16 protein-coding genes and 1 pseudogene are annotated in these 18098 nt (G+C 72.9%); 11 read left to right on the top strand and 6 right to left on the bottom strand.

The features are described 5' to 3' along the window. A pseudogene (locus tag VFW79_RS14470) lies at positions 1-998 on the bottom strand (phosphoketolase); the annotation flags it as partial. A gap of 295 nt (positions 999-1293) precedes the next feature. Between VFW79_RS14470 and VFW79_RS14465 the strand changes: the two are divergent. Then, positions 1294-2205, top strand: coding sequence for an SURF1 family protein (locus VFW79_RS14465; RefSeq protein ID WP_329677995.1), 912 nt, complete (start codon positions 1294-1296; stop codon positions 2203-2205). A gap of 19 nt (positions 2206-2224) precedes the next feature. Here the strand turns inward: VFW79_RS14465 and VFW79_RS14460 are convergent, their stop codons facing one another. Beyond that, positions 2225-2728 carry a peptide chain release factor-like protein gene (locus VFW79_RS14460; RefSeq protein WP_329677994.1) on the bottom strand — a complete coding sequence of 168 codons (504 nt, stop codon included), beginning with the start codon at positions 2726-2728 and terminating at the stop codon, positions 2225-2227. A 94-nt stretch (positions 2729-2822) separates the two neighbouring features. Here VFW79_RS14460 and VFW79_RS14455 point away from each other — a divergent pair, with 94 nt between their 5' ends. Beyond that, positions 2823-3431 carry a GNAT family N-acetyltransferase gene (locus VFW79_RS14455; protein ID WP_329677993.1) on the top strand — a complete coding sequence of 203 codons (609 nt, stop codon included), beginning with the start codon at positions 2823-2825 and terminating at the stop codon, positions 3429-3431. A 7-nt stretch (positions 3432-3438) separates the two neighbouring features. On the opposite strand, the gene VFW79_RS14450 is transcribed toward VFW79_RS14455, so the two are convergent. Further along, complete coding sequence (locus VFW79_RS14450) at positions 3439-5172, bottom strand: ABC transporter ATP-binding protein (RefSeq protein ID WP_329677992.1); 1734 nt, start codon at positions 5170-5172, stop codon at positions 3439-3441. Next, positions 5153-6985: an ABC transporter ATP-binding protein gene (locus VFW79_RS14445; RefSeq protein WP_329677991.1), complete on the bottom strand. Its 1833-nt coding sequence runs from the start codon at positions 6983-6985 to the stop codon at positions 5153-5155. Before VFW79_RS14445 ends, VFW79_RS14450 begins: the two co-directional genes overlap by 20 nt. A gap of 180 nt (positions 6986-7165) precedes the next feature. Here VFW79_RS14445 and VFW79_RS14440 point away from each other — a divergent pair, with 180 nt between their 5' ends. The 4 genes from VFW79_RS14440 (at position 7166) to VFW79_RS14425 (ending at position 11280) form a co-directional block, all read left to right on the top strand. Beyond that, a complete protein-coding gene (locus VFW79_RS14440; RefSeq protein ID WP_329677990.1) occupies positions 7166-7522 on the top strand; it encodes a DUF3817 domain-containing protein in 357 nt (118 codons plus the stop codon). 70 nt (positions 7523-7592) lie between these two features. Next, complete coding sequence (guaA, locus tag VFW79_RS14435; protein ID WP_329677989.1) at positions 7593-9200, top strand: glutamine-hydrolyzing GMP synthase; 1608 nt, start codon at positions 7593-7595, stop codon at positions 9198-9200. Positions 9201-9381: 181 nt separating this feature from the next. Continuing rightward, entirely contained in the window at positions 9382-10512 is a 1131-nt protein-coding gene (locus VFW79_RS14430; protein WP_329677988.1) for a glycosyltransferase family 4 protein, read from the top strand. 192 nt (positions 10513-10704) lie between these two features. Then, positions 10705-11280: an aromatic ring-opening dioxygenase LigA gene (locus VFW79_RS14425; RefSeq protein WP_329677987.1), complete on the top strand. Its 576-nt coding sequence runs from the start codon at positions 10705-10707 to the stop codon at positions 11278-11280. Positions 11281-11386: 106 nt separating this feature from the next. On the opposite strand, the gene VFW79_RS14420 is transcribed toward VFW79_RS14425, so the two are convergent. Next, positions 11387-11776, bottom strand: coding sequence for a hypothetical protein (locus VFW79_RS14420; protein WP_329677986.1), 390 nt, complete (start codon positions 11774-11776; stop codon positions 11387-11389). Beyond that, a complete protein-coding gene (locus VFW79_RS14415; protein WP_329677985.1) occupies positions 11773-13161 on the bottom strand; it encodes a PspC domain-containing protein in 1389 nt (462 codons plus the stop codon). Before VFW79_RS14415 ends, VFW79_RS14420 begins: the two co-directional genes overlap by 4 nt. Positions 13162-13307: 146 nt before the next feature. On the opposite strand from VFW79_RS14415, the gene VFW79_RS14410 reads away from it, so the two are divergent. From VFW79_RS14410 to VFW79_RS14390, 5 genes are all read left to right on the top strand, one after another. Continuing rightward, positions 13308-14783, top strand: a complete 1476-nt coding sequence (locus VFW79_RS14410) for a PspC domain-containing protein (RefSeq protein ID WP_329677984.1) — start codon at positions 13308-13310, stop codon at positions 14781-14783. 5 nt (positions 14784-14788) lie between these two features. Next, complete coding sequence (locus tag VFW79_RS14405; protein WP_329677983.1) at positions 14789-15445, top strand: response regulator transcription factor; 657 nt, start codon at positions 14789-14791, stop codon at positions 15443-15445. Between the two features lie 53 nt (positions 15446-15498). Continuing rightward, complete coding sequence (locus VFW79_RS14400) at positions 15499-15846, top strand: hypothetical protein (protein WP_329677982.1); 348 nt, start codon at positions 15499-15501, stop codon at positions 15844-15846. Between the two features lie 43 nt (positions 15847-15889). Beyond that, positions 15890-16372, top strand: coding sequence for a DUF456 domain-containing protein (locus tag VFW79_RS14395; protein ID WP_329677981.1), 483 nt, complete (start codon positions 15890-15892; stop codon positions 16370-16372). Between the two features lie 121 nt (positions 16373-16493). Then, the gene (locus VFW79_RS14390) at positions 16494-18074 is read left to right on the top strand and encodes a methyl-accepting chemotaxis protein (RefSeq protein ID WP_329677980.1); all 1581 of its coding nucleotides are present in this window, start codon (positions 16494-16496) and stop codon (positions 18072-18074) included. Positions 18075-18098: the final 24 nt, after the last annotated feature.

Below are 18098 nucleotides of genomic sequence, written 5' to 3'. Positions count from 1 at the left end.
GCGGTGTCGCGTGCGCTCGCGAGCGGGACCTGGTGCGAGCGCCAGGAGGCCTCGACCTGCTTGCCGTCGATGACCGGCGGGCACGTCCAGCCCTTGGGCGTCTTGAAGATGATCATCGGCCACTGCGGACGGGAGTCGTCGCCGGCCGCGGCGCGCGCCTTGATCGCGGCGATCTCGTCCATGACCTCGTCGAGCACCGCCGCGAAGCGTGCGTGCACCGCCGCGTGGTCCTCGCCGTCGAACCCGCCGACGAACATGTGCGGCTTGTGGCCGTAGCCACGCATGAGGTCGAGGAGCTCGGACTCGGGGATCCGGGCCAGGACCGTCGGGTTGGCGATCTTGTACCCGTTGAGGTGCAGGATCGGCAGGACGACGCCGTCCTTCAACGGGTGGACGAACTTGTTCGAGTGCCAGCTCGTCGCGAGGGGGCCGGTCTCGGCCTCGCCGTCGCCGATGACTGTCGCGACCAGCAGGTCGGGGTTGTCGAAGGCCGCGCCGTAGGCGTGCGACAGCGCGTAGCCGAGCTCGCCGCCCTCGTGGATCGACCCCGGCGTCTCCGGCGCGACGTGGCTGGGGATGCCGCCCGGGAAGGAGAACTGGCGGACGAGACGGCGCAAGCCCTCGTCGTCCTGCGTGATGTCGGAGTACACCTCGGAGTACGTGCCGTCGAGGTAGGCGTTCGCGACCAGGCCGGGACCACCGTGACCCGGCCCGGTGATGTAGATCGTCGACTGCTGGCGCTCGCCGATCACCCGGTTCAGGTGCGCGTACAGGAAGTTGAGGCCCGGCGTCGTGCCCCAGTGCCCGAGGAGGCGCGGCTTGACGTTGTCCCTGGTCAGCGGCTCGCGCAGCAGCGGGTTGTCGAGCAGGTAGATCTGTGCGACCGACAGGTAGTTCGCCGCGCGCCACCAGGCGTCGATGCGCTGCAGCGTCTCGGCGCTCACCGACTCTCCGGTTCCCGCGTGCCAGGAGGTCGTCCGCGAAGCAGTCGTAGTCATTGCTGTCTCCAGGTCCCTCGTACTCCTCCCCGCGCTGGCCGCACCGGGGATGACTCCAGCCTGACGTGGATCGCGGGCGCCTGGCAGGACGTCCGACCCAGGGCGCGCGCCGTTGCGCACCCTGCTCCGCCAGCAATACAACCGCATCGCGCGCCCGAGCGCATCGGGTCACGGCGATCCGGTCGAGCACATGTGCTGGTCAGGTGGCATAAACAGGGTGCCGAGGGGGTTGCGGGCCCGCCCAGGGCCGCGCGTAGGACGAGTGTCCCGCGACGGTCACGGGTTACCGTGAGACGTGCCACACACCGACGCCTCGACGGACCCGGTGCTCGCGGCCGCAGATGGCGAGCCGGTCGGCGCTGGCGACGGTGCTGCCGACCGCGCCGACGGGTCCCGTGAGCCGACGACGATGCTCCGCGCCGCGGTCCGGCCGCGCATGCTGGTCCTCCTTCTGCTCCTGCTCGGTGCCGCTGCGGTGTGCGGGCGACTGGGGGTCTGGCAGCTCGACCGCGCCGAGATCCGTGGGGCGACCGCGGCGGCCCAGAAGCTCGCCGCGCAGGAGGCGCTCCCGCCGGTCGGGCTCGGCGACGCGCTCGCCCCGCAGACGGCATTCACCGGCGAGCTCGTCGGGCGGCGGGTGGTCGCCCGGGGCGTGTACGACGCGGCGGGCCAGGTGCTCGTCGTGGACCGCGCGCTCGGCGGCCGCACCGGCTACCTGGTCCTGACCCCGCTGCGCGTGACCGACGACCGGCCCGGCCCTGCGGCGGGCAGCGCGTCGACGACCGACGTCGCGCAGGTCCCGGCCGGCACGCCAGTGCTTCCCGTCGTCCGAGGCTGGGTCGCCGTGCCCGACGACGCCGCCGCGCTCGCGGTGCCGACCGGCGAGGTGACCGTCACCGCCTGGCTGCAGAGCTCCGAGGCGTCGGGACGGTCCGACCTCCCCAGCGGACAGGTCGATGCGATCAGCTCGGCGCAGCTCCTCAACAGGTGGGGCGGACCGATCTGGACCGGGTACGGCGTGCTGACCGCCTCGGAGCCGGGCCAGGGCGACGCCCTGACGCCGCTGCCGACGCCGGTTCGCTCGGGCACAGGGCTCAACGTGCAGAATCTCGCCTACGCCGCGCAGTGGTGGATCTTCGGCGGGTTTGCGATCTTCCTGTGGCTGCGCATGGTCCGCGACGAGGCGACAGGGGACCGGGCGGTCTGAGGACCGGGCTGCCGGCACCTCACGCCTGGGGCCGGCGGCGCATCTCCTTCACGGACCGGCGACGGCTCTCTGCCTGGACCCGACGCGCGCGCGAGGCCCGGCTCGGACGGGTCGCGCGGCGCGGCGGGGGAGGCGGTCGCAGCGCGTCGTCGAGCAGCTCGGTGACCCGCGCGAGCGCTGCCTCCCGATTGCGCAGCTGCGAGCGGTACTCGGACGCCGCCACGACCAGGACGGTGCGGAGCGGCTCCCGTGGTTCGAGCCGGTCGCCGTCGTCGCCGTCGTCGCGACGGGCCATGGCTTCGCGACGCTCGTCGACGGCCAGCCGGGTTGCGAGCCGCGCGAGAACGCGGTCACGGTCGGCCGGCGTCGCCCACGTGACCGACGCGAGGTCGACCGAGAGCTCGACGCGGGAGTCGGCCGTGTTGACGGACTGTCCGCCCGGACCGCTCGACCGCGAGAACCGCCACGTGAGGGCGTCTTCGGGGACGACCGATCCCCCGCGCAGCACCACCGGACCGAACATGCGTCCAGGATCGACTATCGCGAGCACCCCTGTCGCGTGGATACTCACCTCGGCCGTCCCGATGACCGGCTGCCGCTCTCGCAAAGGAGCCGATGTGGCGTTCGTCCGACCGTACGAGGACTTCGACCGCGCCGACGTGTATGACGTCTGCGTGCGTACCGCGGACGGCGGTGGTGACGCCCGGGGTCAGTACAGCGACGACCACCTGATGCCGGACGTCTACGCGGGCTCGTACCTGCACCTCGAGCCCGAGCTGGCCTTCGTGCTGGACGACGGGAACCGCGCGGTCGGCTACGTGCTCGGGACTGCCGACACCCGCCGCTGGGCTGGGGAGTATCGGCGCAGGTGGCTCCCGATGGTGGCACCCCGCTACCCGAGGTCGGACGTGCCCAGGACCAGGCAGGAGCGACTGGTCGACACGCTGCACCACCCGGAGCGGGCCGTGCACGAGGGGCTCGCGGACTACCCCGCGCACCTGCACATCGACCTGCTGCCCGAGCACCAGGGCCACGGCCACGGGCGCGCACTGCTGCGGACGTTCCTCGCAGCGCTCGCGGAGCGAGGCGTGCCGGCGGTTCATCTCGGCATGGCGAGCTCGAACGTGCGGGCCCGAGGGTTCTACGACCGGCTCGGGTTCCATGAGCTCCCGGTGACTGAGCCCGGCGTGACGTTCCTCGGGATCGAGAGCGGCGCGGTCCTGTGACCGGCCGCTACTCCTGCTGCCAGGAGCGCCAGAGCGCCGCGTAGTCGCCGCCGGCTGCGACGAGCTCGTCGTGCGAGCCGATCTCGACGATGCGCCCACCGTCCACGACCGCAACCCGGTCGGCGTCGTGCGCGGTGTGCAGCCGGTGCGCGATGGCGACGACCGTCCGGCCCGCGAGGACCGCCGACAGCGAGCGCTCGAGGTGGCGCGCCGCGCGCGGGTCGAGCAGGCTCGTCGCCTCGTCGAGCACGAGCGTGTGCGGGTCGAGGAGCACGAGCCGGGCGAGCGCGAGCTGCTGGGCCTGCGCTGGCGTCAGCGCCACGCCGCCTGAACCCACGCCGGTGCCGAGCCCGTCGGGCAGTGCGTCGACCCACTCCCAGGCGTCGACGGCACGCAGGGCACGCTCGAGCTCGGCGTCGTCGGCCGCGACCCGCGCGAGGCGCAGGTTGTCCGCGACCGTGCCGACGAACACGTGGTGCTCCTGCGTGACGAGCGCGACGTGCCCACGCAGGTCCCCGAGCGGCAGCTCGACGAGCGGGACGCCGCCGACGGTCACGGACCCTCCGCTCGGCGGGTGGATGCCGGCGAGCATGCGGCCGAGCGTCGACTTCCCGGCACCTGACGGGCCGACGACGGCCAGGCGCTCCCCGACCACGAGGTCGAGGTCGATGCCGTGCAGCACGTCGTGCCCCTCGCGGTAGGCGTACCGCACCGCCTCTGCGACGACATGCTCGTCGGACGGCTGCGCCGAACCGGCCGTCCGGTCCGGGAGCACGTTCGCGACACCGAGGATCCGGGCGAGCGACGTCGCGCCGACCTGGATCTCGTCGAGCCAGAAGATGAGCTCCCAGATCGGGTGGATGATCTGCGTCGCGTAGAGCGCGATCGTCGTGACCGCGCCGATCGTCGCCCCGCCGGTCGAGACGAGGTAGGCGCCCCACGCCAGCACGGCGACCACGGGCAGCAGGAAGGACGCGTCGATGCCCGGGAAGAGGATCGAGCGGAGCCAGAGCGTCCTCGACTCGGCCGCGAACGCCTCACGGAGGTCGTCGTCGACGCGTGCCCGCCGGCGCGCGCCGAGGTTGAGCGCGTCGACCGTGCGAGCACCCTCGACGCTCTCGGTGATCGTGCCGTTCAGCGTCGCGTACGCCGCCGACTCGCGCAGGTAGGCCGGCGCCGCGCGGCGCAGGTCCCAGCGCGCGACCGGCAGCAGCAGCGGCAGCCCCGCGAGCAGCCCCAGGGCGACCAAGGGGCTCGTCAGCGCGGCGGCGACCGCGGTGAGCGCGATCGTCGCCCCACTGACCAGCAGGCGCGGAACGCCGAAGCGGACCGTGTACTGCACCCTGTCGATGTCGGTCGTCGTCCTCGCGATGAGGTCACCCGTCCCGGCGCGCTCGACGATCGACAGCGGCAGCCGCGTGACCGTCGAGAGGAACTCCTCGCGCAGCTCGGCGAACACCGACTCGCCGAGCACCATCGCGGAGCGCTGCGCGTAGCGGATGAGGACGGTCTGCGCGAGGACGGCGACCACGAGGACCACGACCGTCCGGTCGACGTACGACGACGTCGTGCCGACCGCGACGGCGTCGATGAGGCGGCCGAGCAGCCACGGCCCGGCCAGGCCGGCGCACGCCGCTGCGGCATGCAGCGCGACGACGACGGTCAGGGCGCCGCGGTGACGGCGCAGCAGCGTGCGGGTCTCGCGCCGCAGCGCGGGACCGTCAGCGACGGGCAGCTTCATGGCGGGCCTCCTCTCGGGCGTCGTCGGTGGGGCCGGTCGGATTGGTCGGCCCGTGACCGCGGGACACGACCGCGCGGTAGGCCCGACCGGCCGAGTCGGTCGCCGCGAGCAGCTCGCGGTGGCTCCCGCGCGCCAGCACCCGGCCGTCCTCGATGAGCACGACCTCCTCGACGACGTCGAGCACGAGCGGGGACGCGGTGACCAGGACGGTCGTGCGACCGCGTCGGGCCTGCGCCAGCCGCCGCGCGATCCGCGCCTCGGTGTGGGCGTCGACGGCACTGGTCGGCTCGACGAGCACAAGCACCTCGGCCTCGGTCAGCAGGGCCCGGGCGAGTGCGACGCGCTGCCGTTGGCCACCGGACAGCGACCGCCCCTTCTCCTCGACGGCGCCGGCGAGACCGCCCGGGACCGAGTCGAGGACGTCCGCCGCGTCCGCGACGTGCATGGCCTGGAGCAGGTCGGACTCCGTCGCCCGGCCGCGTACGTCGAGCTCGTCGGCGAGCACCCCCGTGAAGAGGTGCGGCGTCGACTCGGCGACGACGATGCGGTCGCGCACCTCGCGCAGGTGCAGCTCGCGCAGGAGCGCCGCTCCCCAGCGCACCTCACCGAGCGACTCGTCGTCGTCCGCCCCGCTGCCTGTGGGCGCCCGGAAGCGACCGAGCCGCGTGGCGAGCCGTGCGGCCTCGTCGGGATTCGCGCTGACGAGCGCGAGCAGCGCGCCCGGCCGCACGACGAGCCCGCTCCGCTCGTCGACGAGCGCCTCGGTCCGAGCGGGGCTCGTCGCGGCGACCGCGGCACGCCGGTCGGCCGAGTCGGCGCCTGCCTCGGGGATCTCGAGGACCTTGATGATCTTGCGGCAGCCGACGACGGCGCGCGTCATGACGCGCATGGCCTCGGTCGCTGTCCACAGGGGCTGCGTGAGGAATGCCGCGAAGCCGTAGAACGCCACGAGCTGACCGGGGCTGATCTCGCCCGCGAGCGCGAGGTGCGCACCGACCCACACGACCGCCGCGAGGAACAGCCCGGGCAGGAGCGTCTGGAGGGCGTCCAGCAGCGACTGCGTCTGCGCGACCCCGACGCCCGCGCGACGCACGAGCTCCGACTGAGCGCGGTAGCGCCCCGCGAACACCTCCTCGCCACCGATGCCGCGCAGGATCCGCAGCCCCGAGACCGTGTCGGCGCCGAGCGTCGTCAGGCGACCCGCCGCCTCGCGTTGCGTGGCCTGGCGGCGCTGCAGGGGCTTGACCAGGAGCGCGAGCACCGACACGACGACCGGGAGGCCGAGCAGCACGAGCAGTCCGAGCGTCAGGGAGGTGCGCATGAGGACGACGGCGACGGCCGCGTAGGCGACGATCCCGCCGACGAACCGGGCGGCGACCGCGTACACCTCCCCGATCCGCAGCGCGTCGCTCGCGACGGTCGCGACGACCTCGCCGGTCGGCAGCTCGGCGGTGACGGCGTCGCCCGTGCGGGTCACGTGGTGCCCGATGAGCTGCGACGTCGCGTAGGCCGCGCGGAGCCAGTTCTCGACGTCGAGACGGTGGCCCCAGACGTTGGCACCCACCTGGACGAGCCCGACGGCACCGAACGCGGCGCAGCCGAGCCACAGCGTGCGGCTCAGGCCATCCGTCAGGCCGCCGTCGATGATGCGACCGAGCACGTACGGCAACGCGGCGGCCGCCACGTTGCCCACGATGCCGCACGTGATCGAGGCGAGCAGCAGCCACTGCTGGTGGCGCGCCTGCCACCACAACAGGGCGGCAGGGGACGTCAGCGGCGCTGGGCCGGGATGGGGGAGCGGGAGCTGACGCACAACCGCCACAGTAGGTGCGGGCACCCACAACGCCGAAGGCAATTCCGCAGGCCCGCGCGGGTCCACCTGCCGTTCGGGGCGCCCGCACCGCCGGCGTCGGGGATGATGGACCCGCCCCCTGTCGGCGGTGCTCGCCGCGGTGGCGACCACTGTGCCGACCGGGCAGAACAGGAGCGTCAGATGGCTGCGCTGGACCCGGTCAAGGGCCGTCAGGCACTGCAGCGATACCGCGTCATGGCCTGGGTCACCGGCACGATGCTGCTGATCCTGTGCCTCGAGATGCTGCTCAAGTACGCGGTCCACGTCGGACCCGACGTCGTGAGCAAGATCAGCTGGGTCCCGTTCGCGCACGGGTGGATCTACGTGGTGTACCTCGTGACCGTCATGGACCTCTGGTCGAAGATGCGCTGGAGCTTTGGTCGTCTCGCCGCGATGGTTCTGGCCGGCGTCGTGCCGGTCATGTCGTTCATCCTGGAGCGTCGCGTGCACGTCGAGGCGCTCGCTCGCCTCGACGCCGCGGAGCTTGCGGCCCGCTAGCCCGGGCTGTGCGGCCGGTCCCGCGGACGTGCGCGCAGGCAGGTGGTGCCCGCCGCCTATCCTGGGACGCGTGACCTCCGCCGCGCAGAACCCGTCGCAGCCGTCCTCCGCCACCCCGAAGCACAGGCCTGTCCTGGTCGTCGACTTCGGGGCGCAGTACGCGCAGCTGATCGCGCGCCGGGTGCGCGAGGCGCATGTGTACTCCGAGATCATCCCGCACACCGCGACGGTCGAGCAGATGCTCGCGAAGGACCCGGTGGCGATCATCCTGTCGGGCGGCCCGTCGAGCGTGTACGCCGACGGCGCACCGTCCGTGGACCCCGCGCTCTTCGAGGCGGGCGTGCCGGTCCTCGGCATCTGCTACGGGTTCCAGGCCATGGCGGCGGCCCTCGGCGGGACGGTCGCGCAGACCGGTGCGCGCGAGTACGGCGGGACGGCGGTCTCGGTGCACGACGCCGGCACGGTGCTGGCAGGCAGCCCGGAAGCGCAGACCGTCTGGATGAGCCACGGCGACGCGGTGCACGCCGCGCCGGAGGGCTTCGAGGTGCTCGCGACGTCGACAGGGTCGCCCGTCGCCGCCTTCGAGGACCGCACCCGGCACCTCTACGGCATGCAGTGGCACCCCGAGGTCAAGCACTCGCCGCTCGGTCAGCAGGCGCTCGAGAACTTCCTCTACCGAGGTGCGGGGCTCGCCCCCGACTGGAACCCCGGCAACGTCATCGCGGAGCAGGTCGCCGCGATCCGCGCGCAGGTCGGCGACGCGCGCGTGATCTGCGGGCTCTCGGGCGGCGTCGACTCCTCGGTCGCCGCGGCGCTCGTGCAGAAGGCCGTCGGGGCCCAGCTGACCTGCGTGTTCGTCGACCACGGCCTGCTGCGGACGGGCGAGGCCGAGCAGGTCGAGAACGACTTCGTGGCCGCGACGGGTGTGCAGCTCAAGGTCGTCGACGCGCGCGACCAGTTCCTCAGCGCGCTCGCGGGCGTGAGCGACCCCGAGACGAAGCGCAAGATCATCGGCCGTGAGTTCATCCGGGTGTTCGAGCAGGCGGCTCGCGAGGTCGTCGCGGACGCCGGCGAGCACGGCACCGAGGTCAAGTTCCTGGTCCAGGGCACGTTGTACCCGGACGTCGTCGAGTCGGGCGGCGGCGAGGGGGCCGCGAACATCAAGAGCCACCACAACGTAGGCGGACTGCCCGACGACCTGCAGTTCTCGCTCGTCGAGCCGCTGCGCGCGCTGTTCAAGGACGAGGTCAGGGCTGTCGGGCTCGAGCTCGGTGTGCCCGAGGCGATCGTGTGGCGCCAGCCGTTCCCGGGACCGGGACTCGGCATCCGGATCGTCGGAGAGGTGACGGCAGAGCGGCTCGACATGCTGCGCGCAGCCGACGCGATCGCGCGCGAGGAGCTCACGCGGGCCGGCCTCGACCGCGAGATCTGGCAGTGCCCCGTCGTCCTGCTCGGCGACGTGCGCTCGGTCGGGGTGCAGGGCGACGGGCGGACGTACGGTCACCCGATCGTGCTGCGGCCGGTCTCGTCGGAGGACGCGATGACGGCCGACTGGACGCGCCTGCCCTACGACGTGCTCGCGATCATCTCGACGCGCATCACCAACGAGGTCCCCGAGGTCAACCGTGTCGTGCTCGACGTCACGAGCAAGCCGCCGGGCACGATCGAGTGGGAGTAGCGCCCCGGCGCACCTGAACGGCACGCGTGACCGGGTCGCTCGGAAACGGCGGGTCAGGTCGTGCGCGCCCGCAGTCGCTTGTCCGCGTACATCCACCGGTCGGCCTCGGCGATGACCTCAGCGGCCGTGACTCCGATCGAGGAAGGCGGGCGGGTGAGTCTGCGCCGGTTAGCCTGGGCGGGTGCGCATCGCTCATGTCTCCGACTGCTTCCTGCCCCGGACGGGTGGGATCGAGTCCCAGGTCAGCGACCTCGCGGCACAGCAGGCGGCGGCGGGCCACGACGTCCATGTCCTCACCGCGACGCTCGGGGCGGACGGCGAGCGCGGCGGGGTCGTCGAGCTCGCGCGGGGTGTGCAGGTCCACCGGCTCGGTACCCGGTTGCCGTTCGACCTGCCGGTGAACCCCGTGCAGGCGCGCCTGCTGCGTTCGACGCTCGACTCCCTGCAGCCCGACGTCGTGCACGTGCACGCGGGTGTCGTCTCGCCGTTCGCGTTCGACGGCGCACGCCTCGCGGTCGCCCGGGGGCTGCCGACGGCGATCACCTGGCACTGCATGCTCGACGGCATGGTCCCGCCGCTGCGCGCGGCCGTCCGCGCCACGCGCTGGCGGTCGACCGCCGCGGCGCTGAGCGCGGTGAGCCGTGCGGCCGCGCAGCGGGTCGGCCAGGTCTTCGACGTACCGGTCGAGGTCGTGCCGAACGGCATGGACCTGGCGGCATGGGCGCCGGCGGCGGGCGGCGACGTCCGCGCCGAGGGCAGCCCGGTCCACCTCGTCTCGACGATGCGGCTGGCGCCGCGCAAGCGCGCGGTGCCGCTCGTCGAGCTCGTCGCGGCGGCCGCTCGCCGCGTGCCTGCCGGTGCGGTGCGCCTGACGATCATCGGCGACGGGCCGACGCGCCGCCGGGTCGAGCAGGCCGTCGGGTCGCACGGTCTCGAGGCTGTCGTGCATCTGACGGGTCGGCTCTCGCGCGAGGAGGTCCGGGCTGCGTATGCCGACGCGGACGTGTTCCTCGCACCCGCCGAGCTCGAGGCGTTCGGCATCGCAGCCCTCGAGGCCCGCACCGCGGGGCTCGCGATCGTGGCGCGCAGCGGCACCGGGATCGAGGAGTTCGTCGTGGACGGCACGGACGGCCTCCTCGTGGTCGACGACGCGGAGATGACCGAGGCGATCGTGCATCTCGTGCGTGACGAGCGGCTCCTCGCGGGCATCCGTGCGCACAACCGCGCGGTCAGGCCGGCGTTCGGCTGGGATCGCGTGCTGGGTGCCGCCGAGTCTGAGTACCGCCGCGCGGCCACCCTCGCCGGCCTATAGCCCCCCGGGTATTTCTTCCCAAAAGGGCACCCTTGAGACGCGCCGAAATGCACGAATCGAACCGTGACTAACGTCCCGCTTCAGTACTGTGGGCGTGCAGCACGCTTCACATGTGAACCGCAGAAGGTTCACCGGGTCCCGAATCCACCAGGGCCCGACCCCCGGGGGTTACTCGAAAGGGATCGGACGATCATGTCGAACGTCACAGTCACGGACCGCTTCAAGGGCGCGCGCATCATCGCGCTCCTCTCCATCATCGCTGGTGTCGTCCTCATCGTCGCCGGCGGGATCACCTGGGGCGCGGTCACCTCGCAGCTCAAGGACGAGAAGATCACCGTTGCGCCCATCACCGCGGACAACCCTGGATCGCTTGCCAACAAGCCCGTTCAGGACCCGTTCACGGCCTTCGCCCAGGCGAACGCCATCAAGCACCACGCGCTGACCGCGACCAACGGCCTGACCTACGCCGAGCTCGGTGACGCCATCAGCGCCAAGAAGGCCGAGCTCAAGGCGGCCGGCACGTCTGACGCGGACATCGCGAAGGACAAGGACGTCCTGGCCCTCACCGGTCAGCGCACCACGAGCATGAATGGCTCGTTCCTGCGGTCGTCGCTCTTCACGTCGGTCGTCGCGTACGGCATCTCGGCCCTCGTCATGGGCCTCGGCATCCTCTTCATCATCATCGGCTACGCGATCCGCGTTCTCGCCGTGAAGCCGGAGACGGTCGTTGCTCCGGTCGCGCCGGCCACGGTCACCACGCAGGTCTGACACACCCCGCACCACACTCCTCGGGCCGAGGTCGGCAGCTGCCGACCTCGGCCCGAGGCGTTTCTGCGTGCGACGCGCGACGATCGCAGCGACGCGGCCGGCCCGCTCAGGGCCCGCGATGCCGGACGGCTGCCGCGATCGATCCGGCGAGCATCGCGGCGCCGGCGACCGCGAGCAGCGCGATGCTCGCGAGCTGGAGGTCGAACACCGCGCCGGATGCCAGGGCGACAACGCCCACTCCGATCGCAGCGATGACGAGTCCCCAGACCGCCGTGGAGACCCGCAGGCGCGGCCGCTCGGCCGGGCTTGCGGCCGGCACGTCGACGGGGTGGCTCGTCGGGGCGAAGGCCGGCGCCGCAGCCGGGCTGCCCGCCGTGGCGGCGTCATGGAAGGCGCCGGGGATCTCGGTGTGCGGGGCGGTCGGGGCACCGTGCGCGGTGTCCTGCGGCTCGTCGCCGCTGGTGGGGAGCTGCTGGGTCGTGTCGTCGGTGCTCATCGTGACTCCTTGATCGTGACGTCGCCGGCACCGACGTTGACGTCGAGGGCGAGCTGGGCGTCGGTGCCGTCCGCGACCTCGGTGCTCGCGAAGTGCCGCGGCCCGTTGCCGATGCCGCTGGACGTCGTCTGCGTCCCGCCGATGTCCCAGGTGATGTCGCCGACGCCGACCTGCACGTCAGCGGTGACAGGGGTGCCGGCCGGCACGAGGACGACGAGCGTCCCCACACCCACGTGGATCGGGACGTCGAGCGTCTCGGCGGTGAGCGGGACCTGGCGCAGGTCCACCGTCGTGTCGCCGGCGCCGACCGAGTAGCCGACGGCTGCCTCGTCGCGGGTCGTCATGACGACGACGCTGTCCCTGACCGTGTTGTTCAGGTTGCCGTCCCAGTGCCAGTCGTTGCTCTCACCGAAGGCCAGCGGTCCCGCGACCAGGATGGTGACGATCGCGAAGAACCCCAGGATGCCGCTCGTGCGTCCGCGGAGGCCCGAGACCACGATCCCGAGACCGAGCAGCGCGATGGCGACCCCGGCAGTGGTGAGCAGGACCGGGCCGTCGAAGTACCCCTGCCGGCTGGCGAGGAGCAGACCCGCGAGGGTCAGGACCGTGAGCGCGACCACGACACCGAGCGCACCGGCGCCAGGGCCGCGTGTCCGTGCCTTGCGGGGGAGCGCCGTCGCGACGGGAGCGCCCGCATACGGCGCGTACGGGGTGCCGCCGTAGGACGCCGTCGCACCGTAGGGCGCTGCGGAGGCGTACGGCGCCGACGGCGTGCTCGAGGACGGGGGACCGTACGACGTCGTGGGCGCGTAGCCCTCGGCGCCAGCGGTTCCCGGCGGGGGAGGCGGCACGGGCGGCATGCCGGCCGTCGGGTAGGGACCGTAGGGCGTCGGCGGGCGCAGACCCGCGGCGCGACGACGGCTCGAGGAGTTGGCGATCAGGACGATGACCGCGACGATCCCCGCGAGCCACACGAACCCGACGATCCACGCGGCACCGTTGCCGCCCCACCACCAGTGGTCGCCGCGGCTCAGCCCGATGATGACGAGGGCGATCGCACCGAGCAGCGCGACGTCGAACCGGCCGCGGATGGTCTCCTCGAGGTGGATGCGGCCGTCACGCTGCTCGGGCAGCAGCGCCCAGCCGACGCCGTAGGCGACGAGGCCGAGGCCGCCGAGCAGGAAGCTGACGACGAAGATGGCGCGGACAAGCAACGGGTCGATGCCGAAACGGCGCGCGAGGCCGCCGGCGACTCCGCCGACCCACCGCTCGTCGGAGCGGAACAGCCCGGTGCGCCGGATGGCGGCGAAGAAGCCGTCGGTACCGTGCGGTGACGGCGGCGGTGGAGGTGTCGGCCCGGTCGGGTCGGGGATGTAGGTGTCCATGACCTGATCGTGCGTCGTCGCGGCGACGCAGGACATCGGGTACGTCCCTGAGCGGACCCTGAACTGCCGTGACGCAAGCCCTGAACTCTGCCCTCACACGCCCTGAGGGGGCGCCGCGGAGCCGTCGGTCGTGTGACGATCAACCCATGACCCCGCCGGAGCCCGCACGCGACGACACGACAGGCGCGGCCGTGCCGGTGCCGTCTGCGCCGTCCGGTGCGCCCGTGCGGCCCGCGCTGCGTCGGCCCACGACCGGTCGTCGCATCGGCGGGGTCGCCGCGGGGCTCGCGGCGCACCTGGGGCTGCCGGTCGGCGTCGTGCGGTTCGCGTTCGTCGTCCTCGTGGGGCTCGGCGGCGTCGGCATCGCCCTGTACGTCTTCCTGTGGGTCACCGTGCCCGAGGGGGACCCCTACGCCCTCGACGAGCGACCGGCCCACCTGTCCCGTCTCGTCCGTCCGGCCGCTGGTCCGGCGGACCCGGTCGGCGGCTACGGCACAGAGGGCGTGCGGGGCTCGGGGGCACCGCTGCCGACCGGCGGACCGCCGCCCGACGCGCTTGCGGCTGCCGCCGTGCGAACCCTGCCGGTGACGGACATCGCGATCGCGCTCGTCCTCATCGCCGCCGCCGTCGTCCTGCTCGCCGTCCGCAACGGCGCGCACCTCCAGAGCACCTGGGTGGTGCCGACCCTCATCCTGCTGGCCGGGACGGCCCTCGCATGGAGCCAGCTCGACGCCGGTCAGCGCGGACGCTGGCGCTCGCGCGCCGGTGGCCGCACGCCCGTCAGCGTCCTGCGGCTCGTCGGCGGGATCGTGCTCGCCGGGGCCGGGGTCCTGCTGCTCGTCGGCCAGGAGATGTCCCCCGACCTGCTGGTGCAGTCGATGGTGGCCGCGCTCGCCGTGCTTGCCGGTGTCGCGCTCGTGCTCGCGCCGTGGTGGCTGAGGCTCGTGCGCGAGCTCGGCGACGAGCGCGCCGCGCGGGCGCGCGAGTCCGAACGCGCGGACATCGCGGCGCACCTGCACGACTCGGTGCTGCAGACCCTCGCACTGATCCGGGCGCGCGCGGACGACCCGCACGAGGTCGCGCGCATGGCCCGTGCGCAGGAGCGGGAGCTGCGCGAGTGGCTCTACGACGACCGGCCGGCGCCGGGCACGTCGTTGGCCGCCGCGCTGCGGGCCGTCGTCGCCGAGATCGAGGACACGAGGTCCGGCCCGGGCGGCGAGGCGGTCGTCATCGATGCCGTCCTCGTCGGCGACCGCGAGCCCGACGCCGACACCGAGGCGCTGCTCCAGGCGACCCGCGAGGCGCTCGTCAACGCCGTCGTGCACGGTCGCCCGCCGCTCTCGCTGTACTGCGAGGTCGGCCCGGAGGTCGCCGAGGTGTTCGTGCGCGACCGCGGGGACGGCTTCGACCTGGAGTCGGTGCCGTCCGACCGGTTCGGCGTCCGGGAGTCGATCATCGGACGCATCCGACGCCGGGGCGGGTCGGCGAGCGTCCAGTCGAAGGACGGCAACGGCACCGAGGTGCACCTGAGCATCCCGGTGCGTGCGAGCGAGGATCATGGGGTGCGGGCCGCGCCGGGGCAGCCCCGGCCGAACGACGCCGACCCGGTCAAGGAGCGGTGAGACACATGAGCGAACCTGTCGACGTGGTGCTGGTCGACGACCACCTGATGTTCCGTGCCGGCGTGCGTGCGTCTCTCGACGACCGCGTCCGCGTCGTGGGGGAGGCCTCGAGCGTCGACGAGGCGATCCGCGTCGTGCGGGAGCTGAGGCCGCCCGTCGTCCTGCTCGACGTGCACCTGCCGGGCGGTGACGGCGGCGGTGGTGCGGAGGTCATCCGGGCGTGCTCCGACCTGCTCGGCGAGACGAGGTTCCTTGCCCTCTCGGTCTCGGACGCGGCCGACGACGTCGTCGCCGTCATCCGGGCCGGCGCGCGCGGATACGTGACGAAGGCGATCACCGGCGCCGACCTGGCGGCTGCCGTGCAGCGCGTGGCCGGCGGTGACGCCGTCTTCTCCCCGCTGCTGGCGGGCTTCGTGCTCGACGCGTTCGGCGCTGCGGCCGGTGACGTCGCGACGGGCGACGACGAGCTCGACCGGCTGTCGGCCCGGGAGCGGGAGGTCATGCGGCTCATCGCACGCGGCTACTCCTACCGGGAGGTGGCGAGCGAGCTGTTCATCTCGATCAAGACGGTCGAGACCCACGTCTCGGCGGTGCTGCGCAAGCTCCAGCTGTCGTCGCGCCACGAGCTCACGCGCTGGGCGGCCGCCCGGCGACTGATCTGAGGTTCCCGACACAACTGTTGGGAAAATGGCCGGCGAGACCCTAGGGTGGGCCCATGACCGTCGTCCTGAACCTCCTTCTCGTCCTGCACCTCGTCGGCTGGGCCATGGTGCTCGGTGGCGTCCTGGCCCACATGAAGCAGCCCGTCGTCCCGGTGGGTGCGCTGCACGGCATCCTCACCGCGATCGTCACCGGCATCCTCATGACCGGCATCCTTGCCGCGGGCCTCGCGGGCGACCCGCCGAACAACACCAAGGTCGGGATCAAGCTCCTCGTCGCCCTGGTCGTGGCCGCGCTCGTGATCGTGGGTCGGCGCACACCGGCCAAGGTCACCACGGGCTTCCTCGGCGCGATCGCGGGCCTCGTCGTCCTCAACGTCGGGATCGCCGTCCTCTGGAGCTGACCGTGCACCACGCGCACCGGACCGACCCCGGCACGTCACACCGATGAGCCCTGCGGGCGAGCTGCTGGTCGGGCTCGTGATCGCGGCCGGGCTCGTGGGAGTCGTCGTCCAGGTGCTCCCCGGGAGCCTGATCGTGCTCGGCGGCGTCCTCGTGTGGGCCACAGAGACGGGTGGGGGCGTCGCCTGGACCGCCTTCGGGGTGGGCGTGCTCGCGGTCGTCGCTGCGGCCGTCGGCAAGTACGTGCTCGCGGGCCGGCACCTCACGGGCGCGGGCGTGCGTCGCTCGACCCTGGTCTGGGGCGCCGCGCTGGGGGCTGTCGGGTTCTTCGTCGTGCCCGTGGTGGGGCTGCCGCTGGGGTTCGCGCTGGGGGTCTACCTCATCGAGTGGGGTGGGCGCCGCGACCGGCGGGTCGCCTGGAGTGCGACGGTCGCCGTGCTCCGGGCGACCGGGATCGCGCTGCTGGTCGAGCTCGCCGGTGCGCTCGTGGCCGCCGGGGCCTGGCTGGTCGCGGTGCTCCTCACCTGAGCGCAGGGGGCCGCCTGGTCCCGGCACGGCCACCGGTGCGTTTAACCCGCCACAGGTCTCACATGGGAGCGTCGCACGTCGATGAGGCGCGCAGAAGGCCCCGTCGACCTAGGGAAGTCCCATGTCTGCGCTCGCATCGTTGTCGATCCGTAAGCGCGTCCTCGCCCTCGTGGCGGTGACCGCTCTGGGCCTCGCCGGGATCACGGCGATGGCCGCGGTGCAGGTCGAAGGTCGGATCATGACCGAGCGCAAGGCGGCGACACGCGCCGTCGTGGAGACCGCTCTCGGGATCGTCGCCCGCTACGGCGAGCAGGCGACCGCGGGCGACCTGACGACCGACCAGGCGCAGGCCGCGGCGATCGCGGCCGTGAGTGAGCTGCGGTACGCCGGCGGCGAGTACTTCTGGATCAACGACATGCACCCGACGATGGTGGTGCACCCCATCAAGCCGCAGCTCGACGGCACAGACCTGACCCAGAACGTCGACCCGGACGGCAACCACCTGTTCGTCGAGTTCGTCGACGTCGTCAAGGCCCACGGCGCGGGCTTCGTCAGCTACAAGTGGCCCAAGCCGGGTGCCGACGCGCCGCAGCCCAAGATCTCCTACGTCGCGGGCTACGAGCCGTGGGGCTGGATCGTCGGGTCGGGCATCTACGTCGACGACGTGCGGGGCGAGGCCCTGTCCGACGCGCGCGGCCTGCTGCTCGGCGCCGCCGGGATGCTCGTCCTCGTGGTGGGCCTCAGCCTCGTCGTCGCACGCAGCATCGTCCGACCCATCGAGGACGCGGCAGCGGCGCTCGCGAGCGGCGACCTGTCAGCCCGGCTCGACCCGGGCCGTGGCACGACCGAGCTCGACCACCTCGCGATCGCGCTCAACGCGACGCTGGACCGCACGGCGGCAGTCGCCGGGGAGGTCACGGGAGCCGCCGAGCAGGTGAGCTCGGCTGCGCACCGACTGGTCGGGACGAGCGACGCCATGGGTGACGTCGCGGCGGGCTCCGCGCGACGGACGGTCGAGGTCGCCACCTCGGCCCAGGAGGTCAGCAACGGGATCGACACCGTCGCGTCGGGGACGACGCAGATGGGCGCCTCGATCTCCGAGATCGCCCGCAACGCCAACGCTGTGGCACGGATCGCGGCGGAGGCTGTCGACGTCGCCCGCCGCACGAACCGGACGGTGGCCGAGCTCGGGGAGTCGTCCGCGCAGATCGGCAACGTCGTCAAGGTCATCACCGCGATCGCGGCCCAGACGAACCTGCTCGCACTCAACGCCACGATCGAGGCGGCGCGGGCGGGGACGGCCGGCAAGGGGTTCGCGGTCGTCGCGGGTGAGGTCAAGGAGCTCGCGAGCGAGACCGCGCGCGCGACCGGCGACATCGCGGAGCGCATCGAGGCGATCCAGGCCGCCGCCCAGCAGGCGGCCGGCGAGATCTCGCAGATCTCGCAGATCATCGACCGGATCAACGACTACCAGGGCACGATCGCCGGCGCGGTCGAGGAGCAGACCGCGACGACGTCGGCGATGGCGCAGGCCGTGGCCGAGGTCGCGACTGGCGGACGGGCCATGGCGTCGAACCTCGAGGAGGTCGAGCACGCGTCGCAGCGCACGACCGCCGACATCGACGGCATCCGCCAGGCCGCGCGCGACCTGGCCGAGACGTCGCTGCGGCTGCAGCAGTCGGTGCTGGTGCTCCAGGGCTGACCGCGGCGGTCCGGGCGGTCGAAG

It is taken from the genome of Cellulomonas sp., assembly GCF_036279715.1.
Taxonomy (GTDB): domain Bacteria; phylum Actinomycetota; class Actinomycetes; order Actinomycetales; family Cellulomonadaceae; genus Cellulomonas_A.
Note: the sequence above shows the minus strand (reverse complement) of the source record. Positions and strands in the feature narration are given on the sequence as shown.

Coding starts and splice junctions, on each gene's coding strand:
- VFW79_RS14415 (WP_329677985.1), bottom strand. CDS start 13,161: ATGGACACCTACATCCCCGACCCGACCGGGCCGACACCTCCACCGCCG.
- VFW79_RS14395 (WP_329677981.1), top strand. CDS start 15,890: ATGAGCCCTGCGGGCGAGCTGCTGGTCGGGCTCGTGATCGCGGCCGGG.
- VFW79_RS14440 (WP_329677990.1), top strand. CDS start 7,166: ATGGCTGCGCTGGACCCGGTCAAGGGCCGTCAGGCACTGCAGCGATAC.
- VFW79_RS14400 (WP_329677982.1), top strand. CDS start 15,499: ATGACCGTCGTCCTGAACCTCCTTCTCGTCCTGCACCTCGTCGGCTGG.
- VFW79_RS14410 (WP_329677984.1), top strand. CDS start 13,308: ATGACCCCGCCGGAGCCCGCACGCGACGACACGACAGGCGCGGCCGTG.
- VFW79_RS14405 (WP_329677983.1), top strand. CDS start 14,789: ATGAGCGAACCTGTCGACGTGGTGCTGGTCGACGACCACCTGATGTTC.
- VFW79_RS14425 (WP_329677987.1), top strand. CDS start 10,705: ATGTCGAACGTCACAGTCACGGACCGCTTCAAGGGCGCGCGCATCATC.
- VFW79_RS14450 (WP_329677992.1), bottom strand. CDS start 5,172: ATGAAGCTGCCCGTCGCTGACGGTCCCGCGCTGCGGCGCGAGACCCGC.
- VFW79_RS14390 (WP_329677980.1), top strand. CDS start 16,494: ATGTCTGCGCTCGCATCGTTGTCGATCCGTAAGCGCGTCCTCGCCCTC.
- VFW79_RS14460 (WP_329677994.1), bottom strand. CDS start 2,728: ATGTTCGGTCCGGTGGTGCTGCGCGGGGGATCGGTCGTCCCCGAAGAC.
- VFW79_RS14420 (WP_329677986.1), bottom strand. CDS start 11,776: ATGAGCACCGACGACACGACCCAGCAGCTCCCCACCAGCGGCGACGAG.